The 18,269-nt window shown below is 46.0% G+C and carries 16 protein-coding genes, 1 pseudogene and 1 other annotated feature; of the genes and pseudogenes, 8 read left to right on the top strand and 9 right to left on the bottom strand.

The features are described from left to right. Positions 1-31 precede the first annotated feature (31 nt). Positions 32-709 (top strand): annotated as a pseudogene (locus AC2IBB_RS01880) (IS3 family transposase); the annotation flags it as partial. Continuing rightward, positions 149-253 (top strand) — a sequence feature (AL1L pseudoknot). It overlaps the preceding pseudogene by 105 nt. Positions 710-742: 33 nt before the next feature. On the opposite strand, the gene AC2IBB_RS01875 reads toward AC2IBB_RS01880, so the two are convergent. The 9 genes from AC2IBB_RS01875 to dnaA all read right to left on the bottom strand — a co-directional run bounded on the left by AC2IBB_RS01875 (position 743) and on the right by dnaA (position 12,099). Then, the gene (locus AC2IBB_RS01875; protein ID WP_486331216.1) at positions 743-1,807 is read right to left on the bottom strand and encodes a DNA cytosine methyltransferase; all 1,065 of its coding nucleotides are present in this window, start codon (positions 1,805-1,807) and stop codon (positions 743-745) included. Between the two features lie 2 nt (positions 1,808-1,809). Continuing rightward, entirely contained in the window at positions 1,810-2,523 is a 714-nt protein-coding gene (locus AC2IBB_RS01870) for an MAE_28990/MAE_18760 family HEPN-like nuclease (protein ID WP_486331215.1), read from the bottom strand. After that, on the bottom strand, positions 2,520-3,614 hold the full coding sequence (locus AC2IBB_RS01865; protein WP_486331214.1) for a DUF262 domain-containing protein: 1,095 nt from the start codon (positions 3,612-3,614) through the stop codon (positions 2,520-2,522). The genes AC2IBB_RS01870 and AC2IBB_RS01865 overlap by 4 nt, the downstream gene beginning before the upstream one ends. 204 nt (positions 3,615-3,818) lie before the next feature. Then, complete coding sequence (gene gyrB, locus AC2IBB_RS01860) at positions 3,819-6,236, bottom strand: DNA topoisomerase (ATP-hydrolyzing) subunit B (RefSeq protein WP_486331213.1); 2,418 nt, start codon at positions 6,234-6,236, stop codon at positions 3,819-3,821. 23 nt (positions 6,237-6,259) lie between these two features. Further along, positions 6,260-7,387: a DNA replication/repair protein RecF gene (recF, locus tag AC2IBB_RS01855; protein ID WP_486331212.1), complete on the bottom strand. Its 1,128-nt coding sequence runs from the start codon at positions 7,385-7,387 to the stop codon at positions 6,260-6,262. Between the two features lie 17 nt (positions 7,388-7,404). After that, positions 7,405-8,007 carry a MarC family protein gene (locus AC2IBB_RS01850; RefSeq protein WP_486331211.1) on the bottom strand — a complete coding sequence of 201 codons (603 nt, stop codon included), beginning with the start codon at positions 8,005-8,007 and terminating at the stop codon, positions 7,405-7,407. Between the two features lie 72 nt (positions 8,008-8,079). Beyond that, positions 8,080-9,357 (bottom strand): ABC1 kinase family protein, encoded by a 1,278-nt coding sequence (locus AC2IBB_RS01845; protein ID WP_486331210.1) that lies wholly within the window; start codon positions 9,355-9,357, stop codon positions 8,080-8,082. A gap of 139 nt (positions 9,358-9,496) precedes the next feature. Continuing rightward, entirely contained in the window at positions 9,497-10,600 is a 1,104-nt protein-coding gene (gene dnaN / locus AC2IBB_RS01840) for a DNA polymerase III subunit beta (RefSeq protein WP_486331209.1), read from the bottom strand. A gap of 101 nt (positions 10,601-10,701) precedes the next feature. Beyond that, positions 10,702-12,099, bottom strand: a complete 1,398-nt coding sequence (gene dnaA / locus AC2IBB_RS01835) for a chromosomal replication initiator protein DnaA (RefSeq protein ID WP_486333915.1) — start codon at positions 12,097-12,099, stop codon at positions 10,702-10,704. 879 nt (positions 12,100-12,978) lie between these two features. Here dnaA and rpmH point away from each other — a divergent pair. The 7 genes from rpmH (at position 12,979) to AC2IBB_RS01800 (ending at position 18,213) form a co-directional block, all read left to right on the top strand. Next, positions 12,979-13,113 (top strand): 50S ribosomal protein L34, encoded by a 135-nt coding sequence (gene rpmH, locus AC2IBB_RS01830; protein WP_083769858.1) that lies wholly within the window; start codon positions 12,979-12,981, stop codon positions 13,111-13,113. Between the two features lie 31 nt (positions 13,114-13,144). After that, positions 13,145-13,537: a ribonuclease P protein component gene (gene rnpA, locus AC2IBB_RS01825; RefSeq protein WP_486331208.1), complete on the top strand. Its 393-nt coding sequence runs from the start codon at positions 13,145-13,147 to the stop codon at positions 13,535-13,537. Beyond that, entirely contained in the window at positions 13,494-13,784 is a 291-nt protein-coding gene (yidD, locus tag AC2IBB_RS01820; RefSeq protein ID WP_486331207.1) for a membrane protein insertion efficiency factor YidD, read from the top strand. The genes rnpA and yidD overlap by 44 nt, the downstream gene beginning before the upstream one ends. Positions 13,785-13,799: 15 nt before the next feature. Further along, positions 13,800-15,503: a membrane protein insertase YidC gene (gene yidC / locus AC2IBB_RS01815; RefSeq protein WP_486331206.1), complete on the top strand. Its 1,704-nt coding sequence runs from the start codon at positions 13,800-13,802 to the stop codon at positions 15,501-15,503. A 100-nt stretch (positions 15,504-15,603) separates the two neighbouring features. Further along, positions 15,604-16,968: a tRNA uridine-5-carboxymethylaminomethyl(34) synthesis GTPase MnmE gene (gene mnmE / locus AC2IBB_RS01810; RefSeq protein WP_486331205.1), complete on the top strand. Its 1,365-nt coding sequence runs from the start codon at positions 15,604-15,606 to the stop codon at positions 16,966-16,968. 17 nt (positions 16,969-16,985) lie between these two features. Next, complete coding sequence (locus AC2IBB_RS01805) at positions 16,986-17,318, top strand: DMT family transporter (protein ID WP_486333914.1); 333 nt, start codon at positions 16,986-16,988, stop codon at positions 17,316-17,318. A gap of 118 nt (positions 17,319-17,436) precedes the next feature. Beyond that, the gene (locus tag AC2IBB_RS01800; RefSeq protein WP_486331204.1) at positions 17,437-18,213 is read left to right on the top strand and encodes a substrate-binding periplasmic protein; all 777 of its coding nucleotides are present in this window, start codon (positions 17,437-17,439) and stop codon (positions 18,211-18,213) included. Positions 18,214-18,269 lie beyond the last annotated feature (56 nt).

Genomic DNA, 18,269 nt, shown 5'->3' with positions numbered 1-18,269 from the left:
TTTCCCCGAAGTACGTGAACGCGCTGTGCGCATGGTGTTGACCGGCGAACACGAACACAAATCCCGCTGGGCGGCGATACAGTCTGAAAGAGCTGGAGCGGGAAAACCGTGAGCTTAAACGCGCCAATGAGATTTTGCGAAAGGCGGCGGCTTTTTTCGCCCAAGCGGAGCTCGACCGCAAACCGAAGTAATGGTTGAGTTTATTGACCAGGAACGGGAAGCACACGCTATCTGCAACGTCTTGCCGATGGCGCCGTCCACGTACTACCGCCGAAAACATCTGGCCGCCAACCCGGAACAACGCTGTGATCGCGCAAAGCGGGATGAAGAGCTCAAGCCAGAGATTACACGAATGCACGAAGAGAACTTACAGGTCTACGGCGCCCGCAAGATCTGGAAGCAGCTAAACCGCGAGGATATCACTGTGGCGCGTTGTACTGTCGCCCGGTTGATGGGAGAAATGGGGCTGGAAGGCGTGCGGCGCGGTAAGTCCTGTCGCACCACCCTTCCCGATGAACTGGCCGACAAGCCGCAGGATCTGGTGAATCGCAGCTTCAGCGCCGAGCGCCCGAACCAGTTGTGGGTCGCCGATATTACCTACGTTGCAACCTGGTCAGGCTTCGTTTACGTGGCGTTCGTTGTGGACGTTTTCTCGCGCTATATCGTAGGCTGGCGTGCGCTCAAAAGTCTGCAGACGGAGGCTATTCTGTGAATAGGTTAGGGAATATATTGACTTAGAATATTATAGCCTGTTTTCAATGTCGGCTACATGATCTCTAATTAACTCTCCAATAACTTTACCCAGCGTAACAGGCACAGCATTTCCGATAAGACGACCAATTTTAGCAAAACTAACTGCTTCACTATCAGGTATAAAGGAATAATCTTGAGGAAATCCCTGAAGCATAGCTGCTTCTCTTAAACTAATAGCTCGATCTTGAGCTGGGTGGCCAAATCTTCCATTTCCATATCCAAAGCACTGGGTGGTTATAGTGGGGGCAGGAGAGTCCCATTCCATTCTTCCATACACTGAAGGATAAGTAGCCCCCGTTTCTTTAAGATGGCACTTAGCACGCAAGTGGTCAGGCCAATCTCTCCAACTACCTCCTGGAGTAGAATTACGAATTCGTTCAAGATTAACTTTGCTTAGGCGACTTGCTTTATGAAGCCTATCTTTTGGATCTTGTTCTCCAGCATTAATAGCTGGTAGGCATCCTAATACTTCCCTGACTGTTGTTTGGGGAGCGTTAAAATCTGGAATTTTTATTGGGCCAAGTCTAGAAGCTACTACTACCAGACGCTTACGCGTTTGTGGTAGACCAATAAATCTACATTCCACTATCTTCCAATCAACCCAGTAATTATTCTTCTCTAATACTTTAATAAAACTTGTAAAAATCTCTTGTGAAGCTAGTGGAGGCACATTCTCCATTGTTACTAAATCAGGCTTTAAAGCACTAACGAAGTCGCCAAAATAACCAACTAACTGCCAATCATTGCTCTTACCAGTATTTTTTTCTTCATGCTTCTGTCTGGCTGCTCTTGAATAGGTTGAAAACGGCTGACACGGCGCACACCCAGCAAGAAGTTTATATTTCCCAGTTCTAAGAGATTTCTCTATTACTGAAGCATCAAGTATTGACACGTCAGCCTTCAAAAATCTGGATTGAGTATTTTCTTCAATCGGATATTTGCAGTTGGAGTCAATATCAACACCAAGTTTTACAACAATTCCAGCAGATTCAAGTCCATAAGTTAACCCTCCAGCACCACAAAAAAGGTCAACTGCATGAATTTTATTATTCACTGTCAATTTGCAGCCACCATAAACTTTCTTTCATCAAGAAAACGCTGAAACGATTCCACTGCTAACTCCATATATTCGATAGTAACTTCAGCTAATGAACTTATATCCTGAAGCGTTAGATCTTTCGCTCCATCCTCGAATGTCCTCCGGCCATGAGAAATAGTATTTCTTCTATCTGCGAGGAATTGTAATGGAGTTTTATCACCGTATTGAGCTGAGCGTTGAATTTTCCTGGCAATTTCCGGAGTTAGTCTAAAATCAACTTTTAGGCGTTCAGAAAACGTATGTATAACTTTATCGGACCAAGTACCCGAGGGTTTTTTAAACTTTAGCTCTTCAATAGACTCTTTAGCTAATAGTTTCAACGCAGCTTTATGAACAATTTCTAACCTTGAATCTTCTGTGCCTTCAATTCCAGCAGAAGCATTAAATCTAAGCCATTCCTTCAGTGTATCGTTTGACCAAGATATGGGATCAACCGATTTTACCGCTAAGCCAACCTCTTTTATGGTTAAATTCATAATAGATTCAACAATATTGTAAAGGTGAATTACGAGACCAGACTTAATCGTAAGCAAATGACGCGCAGTCAAAACGGTCTCACCAATTGACATTGGTTCACCCTCAAAAAGTTGTCTTTCCATCGCTAGTGCTAAGTCTAGGTGATCTTGGAATTCATCCTTACGTTCGGCAAGTATGTCTAGTAAAGCTGTCATTCCTCTACCAACAAGGTTTTTACCAAATCTATTCTTCCTTCTAATTTTGATCTTACATTGGCTCCATCTGAAACTACTATGCGATCAAAGTTAGCATGACCCATTTTTTCAGTAACAATCTCTGAATTCAAACTGAGATCTGCTTTTTCTCTTAAAGCAATCGCAGAGCCAACTGCAATTGCCTCAAACCGAACTCTAGGAATGGTGTTAGCTGTTAAGGATTTTCTAAAACCGAGAGGGAATGTTTCTTGCACAAATGTCAGCACACGAAAGAACTCGTCACGCATATTTTGGATAAGAGCTGGATTTACATCTGCTTCTTGATTAGCGTCTTTGAGATAGTCATATAAAAACTTCTTTGGGCGATCTCTATATCCAGGAAATCGGCCTTCTGGTGTGCTATTTCTGTTCACATATGCAAAGAATCGCGTTATTAACTCTTCACGCTCTCTTTGACTAACGGCCTTAGCCGTTAATGGAGTCATTGCAATAAACCTAGGGTCCTCAGCTAACTCTTTAATCATTGTAGTTACAGGACCAGGTAATGACCCTCTACGTATTTCGGCTTCGTTTGCAGTAGTCCCCATGCGGTTAATTCGCGCAAACATTTCTGCTCGTGTAGAAGGATCAGTATCTGTGTCTAAAATAATTGTTCTTATTGTTACGTCTTCCAATTTATTTTTCCTATCATTAGGAAGGTCATTAAAAGTAAAACCATTTAATTCTGGAATCAGAACTAATCCACTTAATCGAAGGCCTTCAGATATAAAAGAACGCATAGCCCGCATCCTTTGCGAACCATCAACAATTTCCATTTTCCCATTCCCTGTTTGATAGAAAAACATGAAAGGGATAGGCAGGCCAACGATTAGAGACTCTATAAATTGAGACTTTTGCTCATCATGCCAAGATAAATTCCGTTGATATTCCGGGACAAAGTATCGATCTTCAGTGTCATTTTTAAATCGGCCCACATACATTGATACTGGGTATTCAGCAACGTTAAATTTTACTTGGCGAGCTACAGTATTTATTGCATTTTCAGCTATTTTCTTTTGATCGTCGTTTGGCTCAAACTTTTTCTTCACCATTATTGCCAACCATCTCCAAATTAGAGTTTTTATCCTTGTTCAATACATTAGAAATACATTGGTACTGAACACTCAATTCTGTAAATGAAAGGAAGGGACTCCATCTTTGAAATCCCATACAGACGGAAATGATCTAGTGTTACGAATCACACCAGTTCTAGTGAGCTTTAGGTTCACGAATTATGAGATCCCACAAGTGTGGAACTACACGTCCAGATTCATTACCGACAGCGCATTTGTCTGAATGAAATCACGGCGCGGTTCGACATCATCCCCCATCAACGTATTGAAGATTTGGTCTGCAGCAATCGCATCTTCGATGGTGACTTTCATCATCCGACGCACGGCGGGGTCCATGGTAGTTTCCCACAACTGCTCAGGGTTCATCTCACCCAATCCTTTATAGCGCTGGATGTTCAGGCCACGCTGAGCTTCTTTCATCAACCAGACCAATGAGTCATCAAAAGTTTCAATAGCCTGCATCTTTTCACCCCGCTTCACATACGCGCCAGACTCAACCAGGCCATCCAGTTTTTCCGCCATATCCGCAATATTTGCGTAAGAACTAGAGCTGAAGAAATCATGGTTGAAGCTGTATTTGTAGTCCACGCCATGCTGGACCAGTTCCACCTGTGGCAGGAACAGGCTTCTTTCCGCATCTTCCACTACGCTGATGACATAGTTGTTGCCAGTGCTATTGTCGTAGCCCAACTTCTCGTTCAGCAGGGCAACCCAAGCTTCAACCGCCGCTTTATCTTTCAGCTGTTCTGGAGTCAATCTGGGCACGTAAAGGAGTTGGTTCAGCACGCCTCTGGGATAGGCTCTGGACATCCGCTCAATGACCCCTGTCGCCGTACGGTAATCCGTCACTAACGTCTCCAGCGCTGTGCCGATAATGGGCGGAGCGTCTGGATTGACAAACAGCTGCGTGTTCTCAAGCGCGCTCTGGGTCAGGTACTGCTGTAACGCTTTCTCGTCTTTAACGTATTGTTCCTGCTTGCCTCTTTTCACTTTGTACAAAGGAGGCATCGCAATATATACATGACCGTTCTCGATGATTTCGCGCATTTGTCTGAAAAAGAAAGTCAGCAGCAATGTACGAATATGCGAGCCATCCACGTCCGCATCCGTCATAATGATGATGCTGTGATAACGCAACTTATTCACATCAAATTCTTCACGACCGATACCACAACCCAACGCGGTAATCAGAGTGCCAACCTCAGCAGACGATAGCATCTTGTCGAAGCGGGCTTTTTCCACGTTCAGAATCTTACCTTTCAGTGGAAGGATCGCTTGAGTCTTACGATCGCGCCCCTGCTTGGCGGAGCCACCCGCCGAGTCACCCTCCACTATATACAGTTCAGATAGGGCGGGATCTTTCTCCTGACAATCCGCCAACTTTCCTGGCAAACCGGCAATATCAAGAGCGCCTTTACGTCGCGTCATCTCGCGGGCTTTTCTAGCTGCTTCGCGCGCGCGAGCCGCGTCGATCATTTTATTGACTACGTTCTTCGCATCCTGAGGGTTTTCAGCCAGGAAGTCTGAAAAGTAGGCGTTCATTTCCTGCTCAACCGCAGTCTTTACTTCAGAGGAAACCAGCTTGTCTTTGGTCTGAGAGGAGAATTTTGGATCAGGCACCTTAACCGAAATAATCGCAGTCAAACCTTCACGAGCATCATCGCCCGAAGTAGCGACTTTGGTCTTTTTCAACATGCTCTCTTTTTCAATGTAGCTGTTAAGAGAACGGGTGAGGGCAGCTCTGAAACCTGCTAGGTGAGTGCCACCGTCACGCTGAGGGATGTTGTTGGTGAAACAGAAAATATTTTCCTGAAACGAGTCATTCCACTGCAGAGAAACTTCTACCGCTGTACCGTCTTCTCTTTCTTTCAGAAAGTGGAACACTTTGTTAATTGGGTTTTTAGTCTGGTTGAGGAATTCAACAAATGCTCTTAATCCTCCCTCATATTCGAAAGTTTCGGCTTTCGCTGAACGCTCATCTTGTAGCGTGATTTTAACACCAGAGTTCAAGAACGCGAGCTCACGCAAGCGCTTGGCTAGAATATCGTAGTGGAACTCAATGTTGTTGAACGTTTCTGCAGAAGGAAAAAAGTGGACTTCAGTCCCCGAACGATCTGTTTCACCGACAACCGTTAAAGGCGCCTGTGGTACGCCATGCTTATAGATCTGTTCATGCACTTTGTTGTCGCGGCGAATAGTCAGGCGCAGTTCTTTTGAAAGCGCGTTGACAACCGATACGCCCACACCATGCAGACCGCCGGATACTTTATAGCTGTTGTCGTCGAATTTACCGCCAGCGTGCAGCATAGTCATGATAACTTCTGCGGCGGAAACTCCCATTTCCTCATGGATATCAACAGGGATACCACGGCCATCATCGCTAACCGTAATGGATTCATCGGCGTGTATAGTGATCTTTACTTCTTTACAGTGTCCGGCCAAGGCTTCGTCGATAGAGTTATCAACTACCTCGAACACCATGTGGTGAAGACCGGTGCCATCGTCAGTGTCGCCTATATACATACCTGGACGCTTTCTTACCGCATCCAGGCCTTTTAACACTTTGATGCTTGAGGAATCATAATTTCCCGATGAGGACATATATCTCTCCTAACCGTCACACGCTAATTGTGGACTTTGGTGACAGCACCCTGTTCCACGTGAAACATTTGCGTGTCGTATTCTTGATTAAAATGGCCGAACAAATATTCTGACTGCTGTTTATCCAGGACCGTCACAAACACCTGGGCCCCTTTCTCCAACATTCTCGTTAACAGTGTTACCTGATTTCCGGTATCCAGCTCCGCTCCAACATCATCAATCAGCACAATGGGCCTTTGATTTGTCCGCCGCCGTAATATTTCCAATTGTGATAAGTACAGGTGAGTTATCAGGGTTTTCTGTTGGCCTCTTGATAACACTTCCTTCGCGTGAACCCCACCGACCTTTACTTTGATATCCGCCCGGTGCGGGCCTAAAGTTGTAAATCCCTTTTTTATATCGCCTTCTACCGACGACATCAGTTGCTCTATATGGCTAACATCGGTCTGATACCAACCATTGCTTAACGTGATCGTCAGCCGTTCGCCAATATCCCTGGTTTGCTCACTGGACTCATTTAGAGATTCGATGAGGATTTCCTTCAATTCAGCAAAGTAAGCGTCTCTGTACCGGCTTATTTCGTCTGAATACGCTACGTACTGGCTATCCCATGCACTTAACTCAGAACGGCTAATATTACCACTTTTCAGCAATTTATTCCTTTGCAATAGCAATTTGCGCCAGTTCTGCCAGACCACTTTGAACGGGTGTTCCACGTGAAACACCCCCCAGTCGACAAAGCGCCTTCTCTCTCCGGGACCTCCATTAATAAACCCAAAGGTATCGGGAGTAACGATCAATATAGGTAATGCCGCCGCAAGTTCAGATAAGGTTCTGGCGCTCTCGCCATTGATCCTTACCCTGGTAGTTTTTCCAGTTCGATGACGACTAACGCCAATGCGAAATGACTTCCCTGCATCTTCATTGACGGCTTCGCCAAAGCAGATCATCTCATCTGATTGATGTGAAACCGCGTAATCCAGCTCCTTGGTTCTAAATGACGCGCCTCTTCCCAGCAAGTAAACGCCTTCCAAGAGACTACTTTTTCCACTTCCGTTATTCCCGTGAAATAACAGTAATCTCGCCGATGTGTCCAACCGAAGATCTGAAATATTACGGAGATTTGTAAACGCGATACGACTAAGTCCCATTCAAACTATATCCCGTTTCAGGATACATGGGTCAGTTTGGACAGTAGAGGCTGCAAACCTGTCAGGAACATCTCCACTGATACCGCAATCAGCAGCATGCCCATCAAGCGCTCTATAGCGATGATGCCTCGCTTACGTAACACCCTATATAAAAAGGTGGAGCTCATCAGCGTAACCGCAGTAACGGACCAAGCCAGTAAAACGACGATAGACCAATCCATCATTCTTTCAGGTTCACGAGTGGAGATCAAAATCAGCGTCGCCAACGCAGAGGGTCCCGCCACGAATGGTATCGCCAACGGCACAATAAACGGCTCGCCATCTGGAAGGTCCTCAAGCCACTCTCTCTTCGCAGGAAAAATCATTCTCAACGCAATAATAAACAGCACGATAGCGCCGGCTATCCCTACGGATTCCTTACTCAAACTGAAAATTTTAAGCAGATACTGACCACAGAACAGAAACGCCAACAGAATCGCTAAAGCGATCAACAGCTCTCTGAACAGCACCTTCTTCCTTTTCTTGGCGTCCACACGCTCAAGAATACTTAGAAACAAAGGAATATTTCCCAGAGGGTCCATGACTACTATCAACAAAGTCAACGCGGATACGATATCCATCAACTTCCCCTTAAACAAAAAAACCTAACACAACACTGTGCTAGGTTTCTTAACTACATGAATAAGCCGTCGTTACTGGAGCAGGCTCAGCCTCTCATCCATGAACATGTCAAGCTCTGGAGCCAATACATGTACGTAACGGTCGAAATACAGAAATTGCTTCAGCAGCAGAGCAAACTCTCTGGGAAAGTGTAAACCATGCTGCTCGCCGATTTTCACCAGGTCCATCAGTATATTGTTTACCTCATCGTCGCCAGTCTGCTGATCATAATATATAGGAGGCATATCCGGCGTCATGGCGTCCATCTTCCTGTATACGTCAGCAATATCCGCCGCCAGATCATCCACACTCAAATGAGACTTCGTAATGCCAATACGCGACATGGCGTCCGCCATTCCGTGAAAGTTACCCATCATGATTGCGGTTATGAAGTCCGAGACTGCCTGCCAAGTCCCTGCGCCAATTCGACCCACTATCCCAAAATCAATAAATCCAATACGTCCATCTTCCAGCACCATCAAGTTGCCGGCATGAACGTCCGCATGAAAAAAATCGCATTGGGTCAAGCTGGCGAACCAGGTATTCATTGCAGTAATCAGCGTTTTTTCCGGGTCTGGACAATACTTGCGGATAGTTTCCAAATCCGTAAGCGGCACGCCGTAAAAACGCTCCATCGTCAATACCCGCATGCTGCTTGCTTGCTCATAAACCGCAGGAACAACGGCCTGATCGTTACCGCTGTTTGTTAAGAACTCTCTGAACTCTTTCAGGTTGTCCGCCTCCTGATAGAAGTCGCATTCTTCCATCATGGTTCTCTGGATCTCTTCCACTATGCCGGATAATGACGTCCAGGAAAGTTTGGGCGCCAGATACTCAATCACCCGCGCCGCAACATACAAAAAATTGAGGTCTGTCAGCAGAACATTGCGCACGCCCGGTTTCTGCACTTTGATCACTACATCTTCTCCCGTCACCAGACGGGCGGCGTGAACCTGTGCTATAGACGCGGAAGCCAGGGGTTTAGTATCGATATGCGAATAAATTGACTGCAGGGGTCTTTTGAACTCTTCCTTCAGTATCTTCTCTATTTGAGAGTAGGGAAGCGGTCTGGTCTTATCCAGACACAGTTGAAATTCTTCAACATAATCCGCCGGAAAGAAAGTTGGCGAACTGGCGATAAACTGGCCCAACTTAATGTATGTGGCGCCCAGCTCCTCAAAAGTCTGCCGTAAAAGCCTCGGTGCAGGAACACGATTACCTTTCAGCCAACCAAGTCCCACTTTAGATATGACCGCCGCCGTTTGGCCAATCCTGGCGGCTCCCTTTACTGCGTTAACAATTTTTCCCATAAGCTTTTCCACTCTCGCTGAGATTCAAACTCTGTCTGCATTCAGGGGCGATACATCCTTGCCATATGTCATAACTCAGTGGGCGACGCGCCATAACCCTTCGATTTCGAAGCAATCATGACGCGGTCGGATCAACCGACTACAGCCTCATCGGCATGACAACGTATACAGCATCTCTGGTGTCCACACCTTCCACCAAAGCACTGCTGTTGGCATTGGAAAGCGTCACTTTGACTTGCTCATCATCCAATGCGTTGAGAACGTCAATCAGGTAACCTACGTTAAAGCCAATCTGCAAGGCCTCATGAGGATATTCCACCTCCAGACTATCTTCCGCTTCTTCTTGATCCGGATTGTTAGCAAAGACTTTCAACAGGCCATCTTCAAACTGAAGGCGAACGCCACGAATACTTTCGTGAGAAAGAATGCTTGCGCGGGACAAAACGCCTTTCAGGAGCACTCTATCCGCCAACATAATTTTATCACCAGACCTAGGTATAACTCTTTGATAATCAGGGAACTTCCCGTCTATCAACTTAGAAGTGAAAGTAAAGTGCCCTACACTGGCGCGCACATGATTATCACCGAACACCAAGGTGCAGGACTCATCGGTATCGCTAAGCAAGCGGCCTAGCTCCAATATTCCCTTACGTGGAACGATAGGCTGACGCTTTTCACTAACGCCGGTTTGCAGGGACACATTGGCGAGCGCCAGACGATGCCCGTCAGTTGCGACAGCGCGCAAGCCTTGCTCATCCAGTTCCATCAACATGCCATTCAAATAATAACGAACATCCTGCTGGGCCATGGCGAAGGAGGTAGCATCTATCAGGCGTTTGAGCTCTCTTTGCGGTAGAGTGACCTTAACGCTTTCGGGCTCTTCCTCAACATTAGGGAAATGTTCGGCAGGCAAAGTGGACAAGATGAAATGACTGCTTCCGTAACGAACATTCAGGCGCCCGTCCTTCAACTCAATGCCAATAGCTGCGCCTTCAGGAAGTGCGCGACAGATATCCGTAAACTTCTTCGCGGGAACGGTAATTCTGGATTCGTGCTCAATGTTTACATCGCTAATTTCGGCAACCAGCTCTACTTCCATGTTGGTGCCGGTGATAACCAGCTTTCCTTCTCTGGCGTCAAGCAAAACGTTAGCGAGCACCGGCATGGTCTGGCGTTTTTCAACAACCCCGGAAATCATTTGCAATGACGTGACAAGCGCCTCTCTGGTTATAGTGAGCTTCATGTAATATCCCGTTTCTATAAACTCTTAAATCACTGAAAATATTGCTATTTTAAACTAATTTCTGTTTCGCCATCAGGTTGGCGGCGCATAGTTCAATTTAACTAGCTGGTTAACATGCGCATAAAGTTTTGATAATCGTCGCGCAGAGTCGGATCATTCTGTTGAAGCTCTATCATCACCTTACAAGCGTGCAGAACAGTGGTGTGATCACGCCCGCCAAATGCCTCGCCTATCTCCGGCAAACTATGGTTTGTCAGTTCCTTCGCCAACGCCATGGCCATTTGCCGTGGCCGAGTAATGGAGCGGGTGCGTCGTTTCGACAGAATGTCAGCAACGCGAATCTTGTAATACTCCGCTACAGTACGTTGAATATTATCGATACTGACCTGCTTTTCATGCAGCGCCAACAGGTCCTTTAGGCACTCGCGAATAAAAGCCGGAGTAATTTCTTGCCCGGTAAAATGAGCGTTTGCGATAACTAGCTTCAACGCGCCTTCCAATTCACGAACGTTAGAGCGGATTTTCTGTGCAATAAAAAATGCAGACTCGCTACTGAGATGAACATTGGCCTGCTCAGCCTTCTTCATCAAAATAGCCACCCTTGTCTCCAGCTCAGGGGGCTCGACCATTACCGTCAAACCCCAACCAAAGCGAGACTTGAGGCGCTCCTCCATGTGGTCGATCTCTTTTGGGTAGCGGTCGCAGGTCAGAATCATTTGCTGCCCCCCCTCCAACAGAGCGTTAAAAGTATGAAAGAACTCCTCCTGAGACCTCTCTTTACGCGCAAAAAACTGAATATCGTCAATCAGTAACGCATCTACAGACCGATACAATCGCTTGAACTCGTTGAAAGCATTCAACTGCAAGGCTTTCACCATATCTGCAACAAATCTCTCGGAGTGCAGATAGAGAATTTTCGCATTAGGATTCTTCTTAAAGATCGCATTGCCCACCGCCTGCATTAAGTGGGTTTTACCCAAACCAACTCCTCCATAAAGAAACAGAGGGTTATAAGCACTGCCTGGATTATCCGCCACCTGCATAGCCGCGGCACGAGCCAGCTGGTTCGATTTACCTTCGACAAAGGTTTCAAAAGTAAAAGTGGGATTCAGATAACTCTCATGTTTGATAGCGCCTTCCACCGTAACATTTCTTTCTCCAGACGGAGCAACATCAGTGACTACCGGCTTAGATGGAGCAGAGGTTCTCGTCGCAGCGGCTGTATCCTTTGCCTGCGCAGGTTTATTGTTCCCCGCAATGCTACCTATTTTCAGAGAAATTCGCGGGGCTTTCTGAGCCGTCAGCTCACTCAGAATTTCATTGATTCTGCCAATGTATTTTTCATTGACCCAATCCAGTACAAACCGGTTTGGTGCAAACAAAAGCAGCTCTTCCTCAGAGCCTTTCGCCTGCAAAGGGCGTAACCAAGTATTGAACTGTTGTGCTGGCAACTCGTCCTCTAAATAACCCAGACACTGATGCCACAGCTCAGACGTCACTTCCAAACCTCCAGAATTCGTACATGCTCGCTCTTTTTCGCGTAAATTAAAGACAGCGGTTTTCATCTATATAGGAAAACCGAATTTTGATGTTTTTCAGAGAAAACAAAACCCTGTGGCCAAAACCCACATCAGGTGGTTATTAATAAAGACGCTTTTCTCCGCCGTTCCCCACAATAAACGACGAAAATAGACTGAACCTAAACAGGTAGGGGAAAATTCTAGCCGGAAAGACTCTCCTTTACCACCTCGAAAATAAATCTTATTAGAGCCCCTGTGGATTATTTTTAATATAAAAATCAGTTAATTACTGAGTTACTAACAAGCTTGTTAACATTTTTCGACGTAAAAATATTTTTAGACCCTTTACTCATATTCAAAAGTCGTGTGATTCCCTGTGGATAACTTGTGGCGGACCTGAAGACAATTTTAGCCTGTGGAAAACTCGCCATCTCCTCCCCATGTTTTCAGCAGGTTTTCAAAGGCTAATCCCTAGCTTGCCAAGTCTTTTTGCTTTCAATAACCAAATGATAAATATGATTTTTCCACAGTTATCCACAGAATATGGCGAGACTAATCATAAGTCTTTACAACCATCCTTTCTTAAAATTCTAATATTTAATAACAGGTCCTCCTTCCCTCTTCTTGAACAAAAAGCGTTCGCTAGCTCACTTTTCACCCTTCTCAAATATCCACATTTATCAACAAACCCAGTTCAGAATTATTCACACTTTTCCACAGGCCTCCTCCTAAGCCTCGACAAATCCCTCATTTAAAATTTCTGCAACTCGCATTTGCTATTTGCCTCCAAATTCCATACAATTCCGCTCCCTGTTTTCTAGAACGAATTTCAACCAGTTATTTGCTAAAGAGTCGGATATGAAACGCACATTCCAACCTAGCGTCCTGAAACGTAAACGCACTCACGGTTTCCGTGCTCGCATGGCTACCGCTAATGGCCGTAAAGTTCTGGCCAGCCGTCGCGCTAAAGGTCGCAAGCGTATTTCAGCTTAATTGTCATCAGTTGTTTTAAAGCAACTCACAGATGGCTGGTTACGAATTCCCCCGTTCACTTCGACTTCTGAAGCCGGGGGATTTCCGTAACGTCTTCAATAATGCTTGCTATAAAGCAGGCCATCCTGGTTTGCTCCTTCTTGCTGTTCCTAATCAACTACCTCATTCTCGAGTAGGTCTCGTCATCGCCAAGAAAAACATCAAATTGGCGACAAAAAGAAACCGAGTTAGAAGATTAATCAGAGAAGCATTTCGTCTTCAGCAAGCGAATATACCAAGCGTCGACATTGTCGTCCTTGCCCGCAAAGCTGTTGCAGACATGAATAATGACGAAGTATTTCAATGTCTAACCAAGTTGTATTCACGAATTGGTCAGCAACATGCCAATGCCTCCACTAAAGCAGACGCTTCCTCAGCTACCTAAATACCTGCTTCTGGGTTTGATAAAAGCGTACAAGTACGCAATCAGTCCATTATTGGGACAACATTGCCGCTTCTACCCTAGTTGCTCGAGTTACGGATATGAAGCGATTTCAAAGTATGGATTCCTGCGAGGGAGTTATCTTACCGTTCGTCGTCTGCTAAGATGCCACCCTTGGTCAACGGGGGGTATTGATCCAGTGCCTGAAAGCCTGTCTCACAAACACTGCCCTCATTCATCATCCGAATAAAAGTTTGAATAGTTTATGGACTTTTTAAGAACCTCTCTCATAGTCGGTTTAATGGTTGTTTCCTACCTTTTGGTATTGGAATGGAATGAGGAGATGACCCCCCAGAATCAGCCAGTCGCCCAAACAACTACCGTCACTATAGACAGTAATGGGGCCGACTCTTCAGACCTGTCAAGCTCTCCCAATACAGGCGAGTTAGACACACCTGAAACTACATCCAGGGCAGCTACTACTGAAGATACAAATGTTTCCTCTACAGCATCCAGTGGTAAGACCATTACTATCATCACGGATGTTCTACGCGTAAAAGTAGACTTGAATGGTGGGAATATTGTCGAGACGTCACTGCTTGAATATCCAATTTCCTTAAAAAATCCCACTCCGTTGGATCTCATGCAGAAGAACAATGGCGTGTACTATGTTGCTGAAAGCAGCTTGATTGGCGCGAATGGATTTGATGCTTCAAAAAATGGGGGAAATCCCATTTATAGTGCTGATAAGAGCACTTATTCCTTGCAGGAAGGACAGGATAAACTAAATGTAGATCTCAGAACTGAGCGTAATGGCGTCACTGTCGTTAAACGCTATAAGTTTGAAAAGTCCAGTTACTCCATTAACGTCAACTTTAAAATCGAAAACCAGTCCGACGCTCCCTGGAAAGCTAATTTTTCAGCCAAGCTGGTTCGTGACAGATCCCCAGATCCTTCATCTTCCGGCGGCTTTGGCGCTACTTCTTACTTAGGGGCTATAGTTTCAACCCCTGAGAAGCCATATGAGAAAGTCGACTTTTCGGATATGGACGAAAGCGGACCATCCGGCGCTAAAGTTAATTCTTCCAATGGCTGGATTGCTTTCATACAGCACTATTTCGTAAGCGCGTGGATTCCTCTGTCCAACGACACCCACACCTATCAGACTCGCCTGAAAAATGGTCTGTATCTAATGGGGTTTGTTGATCCTGAGTTTACTGTTGAACCAGGACAGACCCATAACGTAGGCGCCAAACTCTACGCTGGCCCTAAAATTATGGAAACACTCAAAGAAATTGCTCCAAACCTGGACTTGACCGTAGATTTTGGCTGGCTGTGGTTAATAGCTAAACCGCTTTATCTCGTGCTTGAGTTTATTCACGATTATGTCGGCAATTGGGGTATCGCTATTATTCTGCTGACAGTTTTGATCAAGGCTCTGTTTTTCCACTTATCCGCAACCAGCTATCGCTCCATGGCGAACATGCGTAGAGTGACCCCGGAAATGCAGAGAATTCGAGAGCAGCATGGCGATGACAGACAGCGTATGTCACAAGCCATGATGGAGTTATACAAGAAAGAGAAGATCAACCCACTAGGCGGATGCCTTCCGATGTTAGTGCAGATGCCGGTGTTTATTTCTCTTTACTGGGTGTTGTTGGAAAGCGTGCAATTGCGTCAAGCGCCATTCTTCTTCTGGATTCAGGACCTTTCGATTAAAGACCCTTACTTTGTCCTGCCTTTGCTGATGGGCGCGGCGATGTTCCTTCAGACCTCACTGAATCCAACGCCTCCAGATCCAATTCAGGCGCGCGTCATGAAGATGATGCCTATTATCTTCACCGTATTCTTCCTGTGGTTCCCAGCTGGTCTGGTATTGTACTGGTTAGTTAACAACATACTTTCTATCGCTCAACAGTGGTACATCACCAAGAAGATCGAAAATGCCAGCTTGGCTACGAAAAAATAGCCTCTTGGTGAGGTTTATCAGACAGTGGTAGCCTGATGAGCTACTGTTAAACAAAGCCCGTTTTAACAACGGGCTTTTTTGTGGAAAAGCGAGAATTTTCATGTACGTCGAGAATGACACTATCGTTGCTATTGCAACTCCGCCCGGGAAAGGTGGCGTTGGCGTTGTCAGGGTATCAGGCCCTAAAGCAAAAGCGATTGCACGTCAGGTTTTAGGGTATGATCCGAAACCCAGATACGCTCATTACAGCCCGTTTCTAACCGAACAAGGCGACGTTCTCGATAACGGAATAGCCCTACTTTTTATAGCTCCCAATAGTTTCACAGGTGAGGATATCATTGAGTTTCAAGGACACGGCGGCCCTGTTGTCCTTGATCTTTTACTAAAACGTCTTGTCGCCATTGGAGCCAGACTCGCTCGGCCTGGTGAGTTTTCTGAAAGAGCCTTCATGAATGACAAGCTGGATCTGGTGCAAGCGGAAGCTATTGCGGACTTGATTGAAGCAACTTCGGAGCAAGCTGCTCACAGTGCTATACGTTCTCTACAGGGGCAGTTCTCCAAAGAAATCGAAAAGCTGATTGAAAGCCTTATTCAGCTGCGCATGTACGTCGAAGCAGCAATTGACTTCCCTGAAGAAGAAATTGATTTTCTCTCCGATGGCAAGGTGCTGCAGGACCTGGATACACTTCTGAAGCAAACTCAAGCCGTCTTCAGCAGCGCTAAACAAGGCGCGTTAATGCGTGAGGGAATGACCGTCGTCATCGCCGGTCGTCCCAACGCTGGTAAATCCAGCCTTTTGAATGCTCTGGCGGGAAGAGAAAGCGCTATCGTAACGGAAATTGAAGGCACTACTCGGGATGTACTGAGAGAGCACATTCATATTGACGGAATGCCTTTACACATTGTGGATACTGCGGGACTACGAGATAGCGACGATGTAGTGGAAAGAATTGGCATAGAACGGGCTTGGAAAGAAATAGACCAGGCGGACCGCATACTTTTTCTGGTGGATGCGACACAAACGAGCGAAGTATCTCCAGAGCGAATCTGGCCTGAGTTTTATGCTCGAATAGAGCACCATGACCACATTACCGTTGTGCGCAACAAAATAGACTTAAGTGACGAGCAACAAGGTATTGACCAAACCCTGTCACACCCCGTCATTCGCTTATCGGCTAAGGCTGAACAGGGGATTGACGTCTTGCGCGAGCATTTGAAATCCTGCGTTGGTTTTGAAAGTCATACAGAAGGCGGATTTATGGCGAGACGCCGTCATTTGGAAGCCCTTACTGCTGCGGAGAAACATATCCAGCTGGCCAAACAGCAATTGCTGAGCGCTAATGCGGGAGAGTTAGTCGCGGAAGACCTACGAGTGGCGCAGAATGCGTTATCTGAAATAACAGGCGCCTTTACTTCTGACGACTTACTGGGACGTATCTTTTCTTCGTTCTGTATTGGGAAATAAGTTCCATGAATCCAGTCTTGTCAACCTATATAGCCTTGGCCGCCGCCATAGTATTGGAGGTTATCGGCACCACTTTCCTGCAAAAATCAGAGCAGTTCAGCAAGCTGATCCCAACGTTGCTTATGGCCATATGCTATCTTGGCGCTTTCTACTTTCTGTCATATAGCCTCAGAACCATACCTGTGGGTATCGCGTACGCCATATGGAGCGGTCTTGGTATTGTATTGATTTCAGCCATTGGCTACATAGTGTTTCGGCAATCACTGGATTTGCCGGCGATAATAGGTTTGGGGTTTATTATCACTGGCGTCATTATCGTAAACTTGTTTTCCAAATCCATTAGCCATTGAACACCGGCAACGCCCGGCGCGCCTATCAACTAAACTGACTATTCAGGCTTAAGCGCTTCTTTTTCTCATTACCTTTTAAAATTGGGAAATTGAGGCGGATGGATAGGAAGGTGACCGGGTGCTTAAAATCGGACTGATTCACTACGTTTTTGTTATTTATTTACTCAGCCGTTCGTGTGACGTTGTCGCGCGAGAAGAAATACTGATCGCTATTGGCGAATGGGCGCCTTTCATGAGCGAGTCCTATCCTGACTATGGCGTTGTCCCTCGTATTATTTCGGAGATTTATCAAAACGCTGGCGTTAAAGTCGTATATGGTTTTTTCCCCTGGAAGCGTTCGTACACCTTGGTGCAAAGAGGTGAGTGGCATGCCTCGGCAATTTGGGGGAAAACGCCAGAAAGAGAATTGGACTGTTATTTCTCCGATGTTGTTTATACAGGCGAAATCGTTCTCTTTTATAGAAAGAATAAACCCGTAGTATGGACTGGGGATAAGGAAGGCGTCCTAGGGCTCACCATTGGTCTCCCATTAGGGAGCGCCAAGGCAAAGCCTCTGGAAGAGGCTGAAAAAGAGGGCCTTGTCAGCTACGATGTGGGAGTCGATCATATCCTCGTATTCAAAAAACTGCTTGCAGAACGGTTTGACGCTTTAGACGAAAACAAGGCCGTTGGATTGTACAATCTGCAGACACAATTCTCCCCTCAGGAAAGAGAGAAAATCAGCTATACGAAGCCAGTGGAAACTTGGCCCTATCATATGATTTTTTCACGTCAGTCGAGCGCCAGCCTTCGCTTTATGGAAATCTTCAATGTGGGGTTAAGGAAGTTGCAGCAGAGCGGACGGCTTGATGAAATATGGGAGGCGTTTTACAGAGGGGAATACACTTCCCCATGAGAAAAGTTGGCCGCCTACGTCATTAAACACACTTTTCAGGTCTGTTTTATATCATC

The organism is Hahella sp. NS-SX17, from assembly GCF_057367735.1.
The sequence above is the reverse complement of the archived record's forward strand: the minus strand, read 5'-3'. Positions and strand labels throughout refer to the sequence as shown.